13 protein-coding genes are annotated in these 15240 nt (G+C 41.7%); 10 read left to right on the forward strand and 3 right to left on the reverse strand.

What is annotated here, in order from left to right:
- The first annotated feature begins 119 nt into the window (after nt 1–119).
- Entirely contained in the window at nt 120–1229 is a 1110-nt protein-coding gene (gene ydiK, locus PluTT01m_RS13520; protein WP_011146849.1) for an AI-2E family transporter YdiK, read from the forward strand.
- Between the two features lie 444 nt (nt 1230–1673).
- On the opposite strand, the gene ppsA is transcribed toward ydiK, so the two are convergent.
- Entirely contained in the window at nt 1674–4052 is a 2379-nt protein-coding gene (gene ppsA / locus PluTT01m_RS13530) for a phosphoenolpyruvate synthase (RefSeq protein ID WP_011146850.1), read from the reverse strand.
- A 212-nt stretch (nt 4053–4264) separates the two neighbouring features.
- On the opposite strand from ppsA, the gene ppsR reads away from it, so the two are divergent.
- The 8 genes from ppsR (at nt 4265) to PluTT01m_RS13570 (ending at nt 12526) form a co-directional block, all read left to right on the forward strand.
- Nucleotides 4265–5146, forward strand: coding sequence for a posphoenolpyruvate synthetase regulatory kinase/phosphorylase PpsR (gene ppsR, locus PluTT01m_RS13535; protein WP_011146851.1), 882 nt, complete (start codon nt 4265–4267; stop codon nt 5144–5146).
- Between the two features lie 141 nt (nt 5147–5287).
- On the forward strand, nt 5288–6334 hold the full coding sequence (locus tag PluTT01m_RS13540) for a 3-deoxy-7-phosphoheptulonate synthase (RefSeq protein ID WP_011146852.1): 1047 nt from the start codon (nt 5288–5290) through the stop codon (nt 6332–6334).
- A 172-nt stretch (nt 6335–6506) separates the two neighbouring features.
- Nucleotides 6507–6704, forward strand: a complete 198-nt coding sequence (hemP, locus tag PluTT01m_RS13545; RefSeq protein WP_011146853.1) for a hemin uptake protein HemP — start codon at nt 6507–6509, stop codon at nt 6702–6704.
- 89 nt (nt 6705–6793) lie between these two features.
- Nucleotides 6794–8815 carry a TonB-dependent hemoglobin/transferrin/lactoferrin family receptor gene (locus PluTT01m_RS13550; RefSeq protein WP_011146854.1) on the forward strand — a complete coding sequence of 674 codons (2022 nt, stop codon included), beginning with the start codon at nt 6794–6796 and terminating at the stop codon, nt 8813–8815.
- Nucleotides 8816–8845: 30 nt separating this feature from the next.
- Nucleotides 8846–9919, forward strand: coding sequence for a hemin-degrading factor (locus PluTT01m_RS13555; protein ID WP_011146855.1), 1074 nt, complete (start codon nt 8846–8848; stop codon nt 9917–9919).
- Nucleotides 9916–10734 (forward strand): heme/hemin ABC transporter substrate-binding protein, encoded by an 819-nt coding sequence (locus PluTT01m_RS13560; protein ID WP_011146856.1) that lies wholly within the window; start codon nt 9916–9918, stop codon nt 10732–10734. Before PluTT01m_RS13555 ends, PluTT01m_RS13560 begins: the two co-directional genes overlap by 4 nt.
- Entirely contained in the window at nt 10731–11732 is a 1002-nt protein-coding gene (locus PluTT01m_RS13565) for a FecCD family ABC transporter permease (RefSeq protein WP_011146857.1), read from the forward strand. Before PluTT01m_RS13560 ends, PluTT01m_RS13565 begins: the two co-directional genes overlap by 4 nt.
- Nucleotides 11732–12526, forward strand: coding sequence for a heme ABC transporter ATP-binding protein (locus PluTT01m_RS13570; RefSeq protein WP_011146858.1), 795 nt, complete (start codon nt 11732–11734; stop codon nt 12524–12526). Before PluTT01m_RS13565 ends, PluTT01m_RS13570 begins: the two co-directional genes overlap by 1 nt.
- 49 nt (nt 12527–12575) lie before the next feature.
- On the opposite strand, the gene PluTT01m_RS13575 is transcribed toward PluTT01m_RS13570, so the two are convergent.
- Nucleotides 12576–13190 (reverse strand): hypothetical protein, encoded by a 615-nt coding sequence (locus PluTT01m_RS13575; RefSeq protein WP_011146859.1) that lies wholly within the window; start codon nt 13188–13190, stop codon nt 12576–12578.
- A gap of 263 nt (nt 13191–13453) precedes the next feature.
- Between PluTT01m_RS13575 and PluTT01m_RS13580 the strand changes: the two genes are divergently transcribed.
- Nucleotides 13454–13819 carry a helix-turn-helix domain-containing protein gene (locus tag PluTT01m_RS13580; RefSeq protein WP_011146860.1) on the forward strand — a complete coding sequence of 122 codons (366 nt, stop codon included), beginning with the start codon at nt 13454–13456 and terminating at the stop codon, nt 13817–13819.
- A gap of 828 nt (nt 13820–14647) precedes the next feature.
- Here the strand turns inward: PluTT01m_RS13580 and PluTT01m_RS13585 are convergent.
- The gene (locus tag PluTT01m_RS13585; protein WP_011146861.1) at nt 14648–15121 is read right to left on the reverse strand and encodes a hypothetical protein; all 474 of its coding nucleotides are present in this window, start codon (nt 15119–15121) and stop codon (nt 14648–14650) included.
- Nucleotides 15122–15240: the final 119 nt, after the last annotated feature.

Below are 15240 nucleotides of genomic sequence, written 5' to 3' on the forward strand. Positions count from 1 at the left end.
GGGTGAGCGAGTGCAGCCAACAAAGAGGCAACTTGAAAGATAACAGGTATAGATAACATCCTATTTATTCATTATCTTTAGCACCTTAGCGCCACTAACTCCCTGAGAGAAATTAACTTATGGACAAATCTCAACCGTATTATGACCTGCCAAAACTATTATTTACTTTAATTTTCCTGTCACTGTTAATTGTTACCAGCTTTTGGGTGATAAAACCCTTTATCTTCGGTTTTGTCTGGGCCGGCATGGTTGTTATCGCCACCTGGCCATTATTAGAAAAACTACAGGACAGCTTGTGGGGTAAACGCTGGATTGCGGTCTCCATCATGACGCTACTGCTAATTCTATTATTCGTGATCCCTATCGCATTACTGGTTAGTAGCTTATTGGAAAACAGCGCGCCATTAATCCAGTGGACTAAATCCCCCTCTCATTTTCAAATACCGACAATGACCTGGCTGAATAGTATCCCTCTGGTTGGCGATAAACTTTACAGCGCTTGGAACTCACTTATTACTGACGGTGGCAATGTTCTGATAGCTAAAGTCCAGCCTTATGTTGGAGAAGCAGCAACCTGGTTCTTTACTCAAGCGGCAAATGCCGGGCGTTTTGTATTCCATCTCTGTTTGATGGTGCTATTCAGCGTGCTCTTATATCTAAAAGGCGAACAGGTGACGATGAGTATTCGCCATTTTGCCATTCGCCTGGCAAATAAACGCGGAGATGCCGCCATCCTGTTGGCAGCACAATCCATCCGTGCCGTCGCGCTCGGCGTGGTGGTTACCGCATTGGTCCAAGCCATTATCGGTGGTCTTGGCTTGGCTGTTTCGGGCATTCCTTATGCTACGTTGTTGACAGTACTCATGTTTGTCTGTTGCGTCGCTCAACTCGGCCCATTACTGATTTTAGTTCCCGCTGTTGCCTGGCTTTATTGGACAGGTGATACAACCTGGGGAACCGTGCTACTGGTCTGGAGCTGTATCGTAACGACAATGGATGGATTTCTTCGCCCATTTTTAATCCGTCTGGGCGCAGATTTACCTATGGCGCTGATATTAATAGGCGTTATTGGTGGAATACTCTCATTTGGCATGATTGGCTTATTTATCGGCCCCGTTGTATTAGCCGTTGCTTACCGTTTATTAATCGCATGGATGAATGAAGTCCCAGAACCTGAAAATGATTTAGCCGAAACTGAAAAATATCTGGAACAGAAATTTTCAGAATAAATTTTTATGATAATGAATTCTGACTTATATAGCGAAAGAGTGTTAGCTCTTTCGCTAAAGCATAATTTTAATAAAACTTCTCACTTTTCTGAGGTGCTGATTTATTAAATATCATTATTGTGAATAAATTGTTAAAAAATAGTTAAATTTGGCTCATTTTAGCCGTAAATAATACTGAAATTAGGACAATTCTTAATGAATAAACTATTTAACTAAATTAATATAAGTGGGCTATGAACGAGACGTTTATTTCTCCTTTTGATGGTTCTACTTGTTAGAAACGCCTATATTGCTGTGTGTAGTCCTTGCCTATCACGCCCATGATAGGCTTTTTTTTTCGCTATTTTTATACTTTCCCGTAGAACTATAATTAACGACTCAAGTTGTTAAAAAGCCCGCCATTATTTTGACGAGCCTTTAGTTTCAATCGAGTATTATTCTCAATTAACTCACTTTCGCTAATCCTAACCAAGTTTTTACAACGGTATCTGGATTTAATGACAGGCTATCAATCCCTTCTTCCATCAACCAATGAGCAAAATCCTGATGGTCTGAAGGCCCCTGACCACAAATTCCTACATACTTGTTTTGACGCTTAGCCGCTTGGATAGCCAATGAGAGCAGAGCTTTGACCGCATCATTACGTTCATCAAATAGTTCAGATACCACCCCAGAATCCCGATCCAAACCAAGCGTCAGTTGAGTCATATCATTAGAACCAATAGAGAAACCATCAAAATGTTCAAGGAACTGTTCTGCCAGAATTGCGTTGGACGGAATCTCGCACATCATAATGACTTTCAATCCGTTTTCACCGCGCTTCAACCCTTGGGATGCCAGTTCAGCAATCACTGCTTCAGCCTGCGCTACCGTACGAACGAACGGGATCATAATTTCAACGTTGGTCAACCCCATATCATTACGTACACGTTTAACGGCTTCGCACTCTAATGCAAAACAGCGACGGAAACTGTCAGAAACATAACGCCCTGCACCACGGAAACCTAGCATAGGGTTCTCTTCATCAGGTTCATAAATGTCACCCCCCACCAGATTGGCATATTCATTGGATTTAAAATCAGACAAACGGACAATCACCCGTTTCGGCCAGAATGCAGCCGCCAGAGTGGCAATCCCCTCCGTCAAACGCCCAACATAGAACTCAACCGGGTTGTCATAACCAGCCATCAGCGATTTTATCTCTTGCTGCAACTCAGGAGTTTGCTGATCAAACTCCAGTAATGCACGGGGATGTACACCAATCATCCGATTAATAATAAACTCCAAACGAGCAAGACCTACGCCATCATTCGGCAAACGGGCAAAATCAAATGCACGATCTGGATTACCGACGTTGAGCATAATTTTTACATCAAGTTCAGGTAACTGATCGACTTGGGAACTTTGTACAGTAAAATTCAGTTGATTCTGATAAACAAAACCCGTATCACCTTCCGCACAGGAAACTGTCACCGACTGATTCTCTTGCAAACGTTCCGTTGCATCACCGCATCCAACAACCGCGGGAATGCCCAATTCACGGGCAATAATCGCTGCGTGACAGGTCCGGCCACCGCGATTAGTTACAATCGCAGCCGCTTTTTTCATAATAGGCTCCCAATCCGGATCAGTCATATCAGTGACCAAAACATCACCCGGTTGGATGCGATCCATTTCATTCAAGTTGTGAATAACTTTTACTCGACCTGCACCAATACGATGGCCTATGGCACGTCCTTCCACCAATACCTGACCTTGTTCATTCAGTTGGTAACGCTCCATAACTTGCTGGTTTGAGCGGACAGTCTCAGGACGCGCCTGAACAATGTATAACTTGCCATTATGACCATCTTTAGCCCATTCAATATCCATTGGTCGGCCATAATGTTTTTCAATTAATAACGCCTGACGCGCCAATGCCTCAACTTCTTCATCAGCTAAAGAGAAACGATTGCGTTGTGATGCTGGTACATCTTCGATACGTACCTGCTTGCCATGTTCTTTATTGTCAGCATAGGTCATATGCAGTTTTTTAGAACCCAGATTGCGTCGCACGATTGCTGGTTTACCCTTATTCAGAGTTGATTTATGAACATAGAACTCATCCGGATTCACAGCGCCTTGAACAACCATCTCGCCCAATCCGTAAGCAGAGGTAATAAAAACAACCTGATCAAACCCTGATTCAGTATCAATAGTGAACATCACACCGGAAGAAGCGAGATCAGAACGCACCATACGTTGTACACCCGCTGATAGTGCAACTCCTCGATGGTCATATCCCTGATGGACACGATAGGAAATAGCGCGATCATTAAACAATGAAGCAAACACATGCTTGATGGCAACCATCACAGCATCAATGCCTTGCACGTTTAGAAAAGTTTCCTGCTGCCCGGCAAAAGAGGCATCAGGCATATCTTCAGCCGTTGCCGAAGAACGTACAGCAAAAGAGGCTTCAGGCTCTCCTTCAGACAACTGTTGATAAGCATCCTGAATATCTTTTTCCAGTTGTGACGTAAATGGCGTATCAATCACCCATTGGCGAATTTGTGCACCTGCTTTAGCCAGTTGATTGACATCATCAACATCCGTTTCATCCAGCAAGTCATAAATACGCTGATTGACACCACTTTGTTCCAAGAAATCATTAAATGCCTGTGCTGTCGTGGCGAAACCATTCGGGACAGAAACCCCCAACTCTGACAGGTGAGTGATCATTTCTCCCAGGGAGGCGTTTTTACCACCAACCCGGTCAATATCATGCATACCTAATTGGTTATACCAAAGCACATTACGCGGGGTGAGGTCATTATTGGGCATTAAAACAATCCTTTTAGCATTTGGGTACAAATCGGGAAATTAGCACTGCATAGAGCAGTCACAAATAGACTAACACAATGTTTTCGCACACATAGAAAGGTGAATCGATCAACCCAACACATTATTTTTTTCTTAGGTATACTTTGCAGAAAATCGACTCTCGGTTTCATTTAACTAAACGATTGGAAAGATAAAAGGTCACTGTAAATATCATGGCAAAATTCAGATTAGAAACATCAGCAGAACGTAATGGTCGTAATAGTGTTGAAGGCGTTGAACGCACTGTCTTTTTTATTTCAGATGGTACGGCAATTACCGCAGAAGTATTGGGCCATGCTGTCTTATCACAATTTCCCATCAAAATAACTTCTTATACTCTTCCTTTCGTTGCCAGTGAAACCCGCGCAGAAGAAATAAAGCAACAAATAAATCAGATATATCAGGATACGCGGATAAGACCTTTAGTTTTCTATTCTATTATCTCTTCTGGAGTGAAAAATATTATTACCAGTAGCGAAGGATTTTGTCAGGACATTGTACAAACACTGGTCGCCCCATTACAGCAAGAAACCGGGTTAGAGCCAAAACCCGAACTTAATCGCACTCACGGTCTGACTGAAAAGAATCTCAGCCAGTACGATGCACGTATAGCAGCTATTGATTATGCCCTGGCACATGATGATGGTATCTCTTTACGTAACCTTGACCAGGCACAGGTTATCTTATTGGGCGTATCCCGCTGTGGGAAAACACCCACCAGCCTCTATTTAGCCATGCAATTTGGTATTCAGGCTGCAAATTATCCTTTTACTGCGGATGATATGGACAATTTACAATTACCTGCGACATTAAAACAATTTCAACATAAGTTATTCGGTTTAACTATAAGCCCTGAACGGCTGGCAGCTATTAGGGAAGAACGTCGAGAAAATAGCCGTTATGCATCATTGAGGCAATGTAGAATAGAAATTTCCGAAGTTGAAGCTTTATTCCGTAAGAATAAGATTAATTATCTTAACACCACCAATTATTCTGTTGAAGAAATCTCAACCAAAATAATCGACATGATGAAGCTAAACCGCCGAATGTTTTAAAAATATATCAATAGGAATAATGGAAAAAAATTTATCATATGACTAATTATATCATTTGTTTAACTTAGCCGTTTTCGTTTATTGTAATTTCCATTATCTATAGATATGCCTGCTAATGTGAAACGAACTTTGAGAAAATATATGTACAAAACAGATGGTTTAAGGACTCACCGTGTCGATAGTTTAGTCACACCTCAAACTCTTGCAATTCAATTTCCTGTATCCGAAAAAATCGTCAATAATGTGACAGCGTCACGGAAACGTATTGCCGATATTCTCAGCGGGAATGATCCACGGCTTATGGTAATCATCGGTCCTTGTTCTATTCATGATATTGATGCTGCTTTAGATTATGCTCAGCGACTGAACAGGTTACGTGAAAAATACCAGCACAGACTGGAAATTATTATGCGCACCTATTTTGAGAAACCACGCACAGTGGTGGGCTGGAAAGGTTTAATTTCAGACCCCTATCTCGACGGTTCTTGCCAGGTAAATCGGGGTATTACTTTGGCCCGGAAATTATTGGTTGATGTCAATGAGTTGGGTTTACCCACAGCAACCGAATTTCTGGATATGGTGACCGGCCAATATATTGCCGATCTGATCAGTTGGGGCGCGATCGGAGCCAGAACAACAGAAAGCCAGATTCACCGAGAAATGGCATCTGCCCTCTCCTGTCCAGTTGGCTTTAAAAATGGAACGGATGGCAACATCCGTATCGCCATAGATGCAATCCGCGCAGCCGGGGTCTGTCACACATTCCTCTCGCCGGATAAGCGCGGTCAGATGACCATCTATCAAACCGAAGGCAACCCATACGGCCACATTATTATGCGTGGAGGCAAACAGCCTAATTACAGTGCCAAAGATATTGCTACAGCTTGTACTCAACTACGTGAATTTAATTTACCAGAACATTTAGTTATCGATTTCAGTCATGGTAATTGTCAAAAAATTCATAAACGCCAACTGACTATAGCAAAAGAGGTGGGTCACCAGATTCAAGAGGGTTCTACCGCTATTGTCGGTGTAATGGTTGAAAGTTTTCTGGTTGAAGGCACCCAGCAAGTCATTCAGGGACAACCGCTAAATTACGGTCAATCGATCACCGATCCTTGTCTAAACTGGCAAGATACAGAACAGCTTATTGACATTCTCGCCGAAGCAGTAAGTTACCGTTTCTGAATCCTTATTCCGAGTTAGCCTTTTTCATTCATAAGAGGCTAACTGACAACACATTAATTAAATTTCATTAATGTGTTGCTCCTGACCACCAAAAATATTGCTTGAAGTCACCTCTTTATATAACGATAATAATTCTCACTATGATAATAGTTAGTATTCGCAAAGTGGTTTTATGACTAAAATATGTCACCAACATTCTTGCATTGCACTTAAAAAACAATGCAACACTTATCCTGCTGAAATTGTAGAAATTGACTACATTGACAGTAAACAACTATTAGGTGAGCTAGGAATTACCAGAATTCTTCACCAAGGAGAATTCTACCAATTGCGCCAAACTAAAGCCGGTAAGCTGATACTAACTAAATAAAATAATAACTCAGCCAGCCACCCAGATCACGTATCGGGGCAGCCAGCTATATCCATAACTCATAAAATATTATTATGGAGATTCGCCTGATGTCTCAATCTGCAAGATCAACACTCAAATTATCAGCATTAAGCTTGGCAATTATCAGTAACATTCCGGCTGTTTATGCAGCAACAAAATCGCCCGATGCTAACAGTGATAAATCATCCCGCGAGGTGATAACGGTTTATGCCACAGGCAATGAAAGGGACAGTTTCGAAGCTCCCATGATGGTAACGGTGATAAATAGTCAGTCACCACAAAGTCAGACAGCCGGTAATGCTAACGATCTCATCAAAAAAATACCCGGCATTAATATAGCCGGTATAAACCGTGCTAATGGGCAAGATGTTAGTCTGCGTGGTTACGGTCCAAAAGGTGTTTTGACGTTGATTGACGGTATTCGCCAAGGTACCGATACCGGCCATATCAATGGTACGTTCCTGGACCCAGCACTCATTAAACAAGTCGAAGTTGTACGCGGCCCTTCTGCCCTACTCTACGGCAGTGGTGCCTTAGGCGGTGTGATCGCTTATCAAACTGTCGATGCCGCAGACCTTTTGCAAGCGGGTCAAGATCACGGATTCCGCGTTTTTGCTCGCGGTGCAACAGGTGACCATAGTATGGGTTTTGGTGGTGCAACTTTTGCAAAATCGGAATCCCTGGATGGTGTATTTGCCTTCAGTACCCGTGATTCAGGTAACATCCGTCACGGTGGTGGTGTGGTTGGCGATAATGATGAATTTATCAGTAACTTAATGGCAAAAGGCAGTTGGAAAATTGATGACAACCAGTCCCTGAGCAGTCAATTACGCTATTACCGTAATGAGGCTAATCAACCTAAAAATCCACAAACACTCACCGGAAAAAATAAAAATCCTAGCACTTGGACTGACCGCACGACAACTCAACGTGATGCCCAACTCAGCTACCAATTAAATCCAGCAGAATATGATTGGTTAAATGCCAAAACTGACCTCTATTATTCCGATATCACTATTAATGCTCGTACTAAGGCGAAGGGTTTCGAAGGCCGTAAACAGAAAACCTATGGCGTAAAATTGGAAAACCGCTCCCGCCTGTGGACAGACAGCCCGCTGGCACATCAATTTACTTACGGTGGTGAAACTTACAAACAGAAACAGACCCCAGATGGTAATACAGATAGCTTTCCTGACGCGGATATCCGCTTTTATTCCGGCTGGTTACAAGATGAGATAACGCTGCGCGACCTGCCAGTCTCTATTGTCGCGGGTACGCGCTATGACAACTATAAAGGAAACAATTCTAAAGATGAGGCTGTCAGCGCCGATAAATGGTCTTCCAAAGGGGCTATCAGTATCACACCAACTGACTGGTCGATGCTGTTTACCTCTTACGCTCAAGCTTTCCGTGCACCGACAATGGGAGAAATGTATAACGATTCTATGCACTATCCTGGAAACTTCTGGACCCCTAATCCAAATCTCCGCCCAGAAAGCAACGAAACGTGGGAGTCTGGTTTTGGATTACGTTTCAATGATCTACTAGCAGATAACGACGAGCTGAAATTTAAAGCGAGTTACTTTGATACTAAAGCCAAAGATTATATTAAGTCAGATATAGTCAACCGAGGAAGGAACACAACATCTGTTAATATATCCAGCGCCAAGATCTGGGGATGGGATGCTTCTATAAACTATGAATCCAATCTGTTCTCTTGGGAACTGGCTTACAACCGCACAGAAGGTAAAGATGAAAAAAGCGGTGGATCTCTTGATAACCTCAGCCCAGATACTATCACTAGCATACTGGAAATCCCTATTGCACAAACCGGTTTCTCTGTCGGCTGGGTAGGTCAATTCACCAATCATACTGACTTCAAAGGTAAAGATGCTAGAGGTAGAGATCCTAAACAACAGGCAGGTTATGGCGTTAATGATTTCTATGTCAGCTATCAAGGTGAAGGAATGCTCAAAGGTGTGACTACTACGGCAGTTTTAGGTAATGCTTTTGATAAAGAATACTACTCACCACAGGGAACACCGCAGGATGGCCGCAATGCCAAACTGTTCGTCAGTTACCAGTGGTAATTAAATAAATGTATTTCAAGGAGTTAAATTGTGAATTCTTCACTTTATGAACGTTATCTACAAGCCAAATCTGATAACAAAGCCAAATATGCCCGTGATCTGGCAGCCTATCTGAATGTCAGTGAAGGCGAATTATTACATAGCCGCGTTGGTATCGATGCCAAACGCCTCAATGTTGACGCCCCAACTTTACTGGAAGAGTTAGCTGTTGTTGGTGAAATTAAAGCGATCACCCGCAATGATTTTGCTGTTCATGAACATATTGGCCGGTATGTAAATACCCATTTCAGCAGCCACGCAGGGCTGGTCTTGAACCCTCGTGAACTCGACTTGCGGATATTCTTTGGACACTGGAGTAGTGTATTTTATCTGGTTGAACCCGCAAAAAATGGTATGCGCCACAGCATTCAATTTTTTGATCATCAGGGTGACGCATTGCATAAAGTTTATGCAACAGGTAATACTGATATGACAGCCTGGGAAGCACTGATCGAAAAATATCAGACAGAAGACAACCCCGCACTGGTCATCAAACCTATAGAAGAAATCACCTATTCAACTCTAACAAATGAACTGAAAGCACAGCTTGATGAAGAATGGCGAGCAATGACTAACGTTCATCAATTCTTCACGTTACTTAAAAACCATAATCTGAGCCGTCAACAGGTTTTCAACGCGGTACATGATGATCTGGCTTACAAGGTGGAAAATTCCGCACTGAATGAACTTATCAACACCGCTTATAACGATCAGAATGAAATCATGATCTTCGTCAGCAATCATGGTTGCGTACAAATTTTCACCGGAAAGCTGGAACGCCTGATGCCCCATCAGGAAGAAAACTCAGATCAGAAATGGATTAATATCTTTAACCGCAATTTCACACTACATTTAATAGAGAGTGCTATTGCTGAAAGCTGGGTAACCCGTAAACCAACAGAGGATGGTTTTGTCACCAGCCTTGAGCTATTTGATGCTAATGGCGATCAAATTGCGCAACTGTTTGGTCAGCGTACAGAAGGCACTCCTGAACAAACTCAGTGGCGTGAGCAAGTGGCTGCTCTGCCAAAACTGCAATCAATACAGGAAGAGCGTGTAGCATGAAACAATGGCTTCTAACATTTGCCCTTGCGGTATCGTTCAGTGCTTTCTCCACCGAACGGATCGTCACTATCGGTGGCGATGTATCTGAAATTGTTTTTGCACTTGGTGAAGGTGATAAAGTTGTCGCCAGAGACAGCACCAGCCAGAAACCAACCGAATTGCTTACCTTACCCGATGTCGGCTATATGAGAATGCTTAACCCTGAAGGTATTCTCTCTATGAATCCGACACTGGTGCTAACCAGTGAATTGGCAAAGCCTTCACTGGCACTTAAGCAGCTCCAGGATTCTGGTGTAGAAGTGATTCAGATAACCGGAAAAGCAGCGTTAGAAGCCGTTCCTGAAAAAATTAAGACCGTCGCTAAGGCGGTCAATCAGGCTGAACGTGGTGCACAACTGATTCAACAATATCAAAAAGCACTGGCAGAAATACCAACAACCACCTTGCCGACCCGTATTCTGTTTGTGATGAGTCACGGCGGTATCATGCCAATGGCTGCCGGCCAAAAAACCGCAGCGGACAAAATGATTCGCGCTGTTGGTGCCACTAATGCCATGCAAGGTTTCAACAATTACCGCCCACTTTCCCAGGAAGGTGTTATTGCCAGCGCACCCGATCTGTTATTGGTGACGGAGGATGGTATTAAATCAATGGGCGGTTTGGATAAAATCTGGCAATTACCCGGATTGAAACACACCCCTGCCGGCCAAAAACAACGGGTTTTAATTGTAGATGATATGGGGCTACTCGGTTTTGGCCTCGAAACCCCCTCAGTGATGAAACAACTCAGACAGGCGGCGGAGAAGACTCAATGAGCCGTATGAAGTCTCCGGGTTTGGGCTTGGCGTTTCTTTGTTTGTTACTGTCCGGGTTGGCTATTGGTTCTGCTAATCTTGGCGCATTATCATTATCTTTCAAGACATTATGGGAATCTTCCATTAGTGAACCCCAGTGGCAAATCTGGCTGAATATCAGATTACCAAGGGTGCTATTAGCCATACTGGTTGGCTGTGCTTTAGCAACTTCCGGGGCTGTAATGCAAGGGTTATTTCGCAATCCACTCGCTGATCCTGGCCTACTCGGTATTAGCAGTGGAGCTGCATTGATGGTGGCAATGGCAATTGTTCTGCCCGTTAGCCTGCCATCTGTCATTACTGTGTACGGACATATTATCGCCGCTTTTATTGGCAGCCTGTTAATTTCATTACTGATTTTTTCACTCAATAAATATAACTACGGAAATCTGGCCCGCTTATTACTCGCCGGGATTGCTATCAATGCCCTTTGTATGTCTGCTATTGGTCTCCTGAGCTATATCAGTGACGATCAACAGTTACGACAATTCTCCTTATGGATGATGGGTTCACTCAGCCAGATAGAGTGGCCGACGTTGGCAATTACAGCTTCTTTAATTATTCCCACTATTATCCTAACGTTCAGCCAAGCCCGTAAACTGAATCTGCTGCAATTAGGAGATGAAGAAGCCCACTATCTTGGTATAAATGTCCAACGTACTAAATTCCAGTTATTACTACTCAGCGCCCTGCTGATTGGCAGCGCTGTTGCATTAAGCGGTGTTATTGGATTTATTGGGCTAGTTGTCCCACATTTGATCAGAATGCGATTTGGTGGTGATCATAATTGGCTACTTCCCGGCGCGGCTTTAGGCGGAGCTTCTCTCCTGCTTACCGCAGATACACTGGCAAGAACATTAGTCTCACCAGCAGAAATACCCGTTGGCCTAATTACTGGTTTAATCGGCGGTCCATATTTTCTATGGTTGATACTCAAACAACCAGGGAGCCGCACATAATGAATGCCATAAAAAATAATATTTCTCTGCAAGCGCAGAATTTAAGCTATTCAATTGGCAACCAGAAAATTATTGATAATGTTTCGCTCTCGGTAAATAAAGGTGAGATTGTCGCCATTATTGGGCCAAATGGCGCGGGGAAATCCACATTATTGCGGCTATTAACGGGATATATAAAACCTGAGCATGGGCAATGTGATTTACACGGCACACCTATTGAGCAATGGCCTGCTGAACAATTAGCCCGCACTCGTGCCGTCATGCGTCAACATAGCTCACTCTCCTTCCCTTTCAGTGTGGAAGAAGTGGTCGCTATGGGGCGCTCTCCTCATGGTATTCATCATAAACAAACAGCAATTGATACCGTTATTGAACAAACGGATTGCCAAGCGTTACGTCACCGCGACTACCGGCAACTCTCCGGTGGTGAGCAGCAAAGAGTACAACTCGCTCGTGTCCTTGCCCAACTTTGGCATCCAACACCAATAGAATGCTGTTTGTTTCTTGACGAACCCACATCAGCCTTGGATCTCTATCATCAGCAACACACTTTGCGTCTGCTTTACCGACTGACACGGGAGCAACCTATGGCTATGTGTTGCGTTCTACATGATTTAAATCTTGCTGCTCTCTATGCAGATAAAATCTTTCTATTACATAAAGGGAAGTTAGTCGCTGCGGGTACACCAGAAGAAGTACTGAATGATCATACTCTGAGAAAATGGTATCAAGCAGATCTTGGCATTACCCGCCATCCTGAGACTCAACAGCCTCAGATTTATTTGAGGCAGTAACAGTAAATTTGACAGGCAAATTATTTCAATCGCTTGCCTGTCTTACTCTTTACTTACGAAGTTTTATTGCATCAGGCAAATACCAAAAAGTTGAAATCAGGCACAAGCAATAACCCAGAAGTTCACACCCTTCCTCAACCATATTTTTTGCTGTTCGATCAAAATGTTCGAGCATCAAACCTTTCCATAATTCTCCCATACCAAACAAACGGGAAAAAACGAGTACACATAAAATACCTGCAACCATCATGCTGTAACTTTGATGGCGCGTAAAATGAACAAGCCCAGCCAACGTATCCCTGCCTTTATAAGCAGAATAAAAAATACAAATTAGTGCTAACGGAATAGCAATCCACGCCCAAGCACCATGAAATATTTCATCAAATATAGCATCCAGCTCTCTTATCAATAAACAAGCAAAAAAACCTGATATCAAGACTAATGCAGGACGTAATTGACTATTCTTTTTTGCTTCCAGCAGAAATACAGCAGAAATAACAAACAGTATACTCTCCTGAGCAATTTCAGTTAATGAGTTCTCCTTCACTGCATTCTGCAAATAGATAACATCAATAAAGAGTAAACCTATAACCGTGGCTAAAATCAGAGCATAAAGTACAAAAAATGCCAACTTTTTAGTTAAAAAAGCCAAGTCCGATTGCATTACAACCTCCATTAAATTAAACGACGAACGATGATACTGTTTTAAGTAAATTAGTGAAGATCATTTGATGCTACTTATTATTAAAACAAAGGAAATTTGCATAAATGATAATAATTATCAATTATAAATAGCATTTTTTGCCTATAGATATCCCGGATTTATTTTAAAATACACTCATTAATAACTACCGTTATTATCTTTATGAAAATAACTAACGAAATCTAATATTTTAGCAACTAGCCCACCATCAGTGGGAGGTGAAAATGTCAGAAAGTGTAGTAAATGATATTGTCAGATGGCTCGAAACTCAGCTTCAACGTAACGAAGGTATAAAAATAGCGACCATTGCTGACAGAAGCGGTTATTCAAAGTGGCATCTACAAAGAGTGTTTAAAGAAGTGAAAGGCTATACCTTGGGTGAATATGTTCGTAAGCGGCGTTTACACGAAGCAGCAAGATCTCTGTGTGAAGAAAACCTACCAATCCTTGATATCGCCTTACAGTATGGTTTCAGTTCTCAGGCAACATTTACCCGGATCTTCAAAAAACACTTTGATACCACGCCTGCTAGATTTAGAGAAAATGGTAATCTACCTGAATTAAAGTACTTCTTAGGGCATAAGCAATAACCGAGTTCCTAATAACCTTATTGATGGTATTCCCTAATGGTCAATATTTTATTGACCATTTAACTCTTATACTATTTTAATTCGCTAACATCCTAATATACCTGTTATCTTTCAAGTTGCCTCTTTGTTGGCTGCACTCGCTCACCCCGGTCACATCGTTTGCTATGCTCCCGCGGATTCACTCCCTTGCCGTCGCGATACATCTTGAAATCCATAGGGTATAGATCAAAAAACCAAATAAGAATTTTCCAGATAACTATTGGCTAGCCTCGTTTTATTTACTAAAAATAAAGAACAAATCCCCATAAGTCTTCTAGAACAATTACCACATATACCAGAATAAGTGATTTCGGATAATAACTTTATTAAATGACAATAAAACCCATTAAATTACATTAACGCACGATAAACAAACTGATTAATATAATTAAAAAATAAAAATATTTTCATATAAATCATAACTATAATATATAGTATTCTTTATTCAATCATCAGGATCATTTTCACTGTCAACAAGTAAATAAAAAACACTAAAAAACACTAAAAAATCCGATCAGAAATATTAAAACACTGCTCCTAAAATTTAGTTTATATTCAGTCATTAAAAAGTAAAAACCCTGAAAATTAAATATCAGGGTTTTCATTTATAATTAATTACAATTCACTACTTACCTAATAGACGTTATTTTACAAAAATCTTGAACACTACCAAAATTTAAAATAGCAAATAAAATAACATAATGGGATAAACTTTTAATACCTTTAACGTAAATAATAGCGAATAATATTTTCTATAAGAATTCTCATTCCTAATTTCTACCGTCCTTATCATCCCCCGCTTCCACCTCCTGCACTACCTTTTGCACCGCCACCTGTTCCACCTCCTGCACCGCCTCCTGTTCCACCGCCTGTTCCACCACCTGTTCCACCACCTGTTCCACCACCTGTTCCGCCACCTGTTCCACCGCCTGTTCCACCGCCTGTTCCACCACCTCCCTTATCCTCCTTAATTAATACGCCGTTGATATATCCATGTTTATTATATTCATATCCGGTAGTTCTAATAGTGACTTTTTTTGAATTAAGATGTGCAAGAATCAAAGCTATTAAACTACCACTCCCTTGATAACCACCATCAGAGTTATCTAAAAGAAAATCCCGTGGAGCACCTTTGTCATCAACAATGATTACATGAACATTGTCTCTGGCTATTTCCGGAGCAATTTGAATGGAGGACACAGTTACATCAGAAATCGTTACATTAGGGGTAACTATATTATTAGAATTGTTTTGATCAATCATAATATATTATTCCTTACAAGGTTAAATTCACACCAAATTATAAACATAGAAATTCACATTATACCGAAAAACTCAACTAATTTACTGAACATCCATATTCAACTATCATAATCCATAAA

The organism is Photorhabdus laumondii subsp. laumondii (assembly GCF_003343245.1).
GTDB classification, from domain to species: Bacteria; Pseudomonadota; Gammaproteobacteria; order Enterobacterales; family Enterobacteriaceae; genus Photorhabdus; species Photorhabdus laumondii.

Excerpts from the sequence above, each read along its gene's own strand:
- ydiK (WP_011146849.1), top strand. The coding sequence starts at position 120 with ATGGACAAATCTCAACCGTATTATGACCTGCCAAAACTATTATTTACT.
- ppsA (WP_011146850.1), bottom strand. The coding sequence starts at position 4,052 with ATGCCCAATAATGACCTCACCCCGCGTAATGTGCTTTGGTATAACCAA.
- ppsR (WP_011146851.1), top strand. The coding sequence starts at position 4,265 with ATGGCAAAATTCAGATTAGAAACATCAGCAGAACGTAATGGTCGTAAT.
- PluTT01m_RS13540 (WP_011146852.1), top strand. The coding sequence starts at position 5,288 with ATGTACAAAACAGATGGTTTAAGGACTCACCGTGTCGATAGTTTAGTC.
- hemP (WP_011146853.1), top strand. The coding sequence starts at position 6,507 with ATGACTAAAATATGTCACCAACATTCTTGCATTGCACTTAAAAAACAA.
- PluTT01m_RS13550 (WP_011146854.1), top strand. The coding sequence starts at position 6,794 with ATGTCTCAATCTGCAAGATCAACACTCAAATTATCAGCATTAAGCTTG.
- PluTT01m_RS13560 (WP_011146856.1), top strand. The coding sequence starts at position 9,916 with ATGAAACAATGGCTTCTAACATTTGCCCTTGCGGTATCGTTCAGTGCT.
- PluTT01m_RS13565 (WP_011146857.1), top strand. The coding sequence starts at position 10,731 with ATGAGCCGTATGAAGTCTCCGGGTTTGGGCTTGGCGTTTCTTTGTTTG.
- PluTT01m_RS13570 (WP_011146858.1), top strand. The coding sequence starts at position 11,732 with ATGAATGCCATAAAAAATAATATTTCTCTGCAAGCGCAGAATTTAAGC.
- PluTT01m_RS13575 (WP_011146859.1), bottom strand. The coding sequence starts at position 13,190 with ATGCAATCGGACTTGGCTTTTTTAACTAAAAAGTTGGCATTTTTTGTA.
- PluTT01m_RS13580 (WP_011146860.1), top strand. The coding sequence starts at position 13,454 with ATGTCAGAAAGTGTAGTAAATGATATTGTCAGATGGCTCGAAACTCAG.
- PluTT01m_RS13585 (WP_011146861.1), bottom strand. The coding sequence starts at position 15,121 with ATGATTGATCAAAACAATTCTAATAATATAGTTACCCCTAATGTAACG.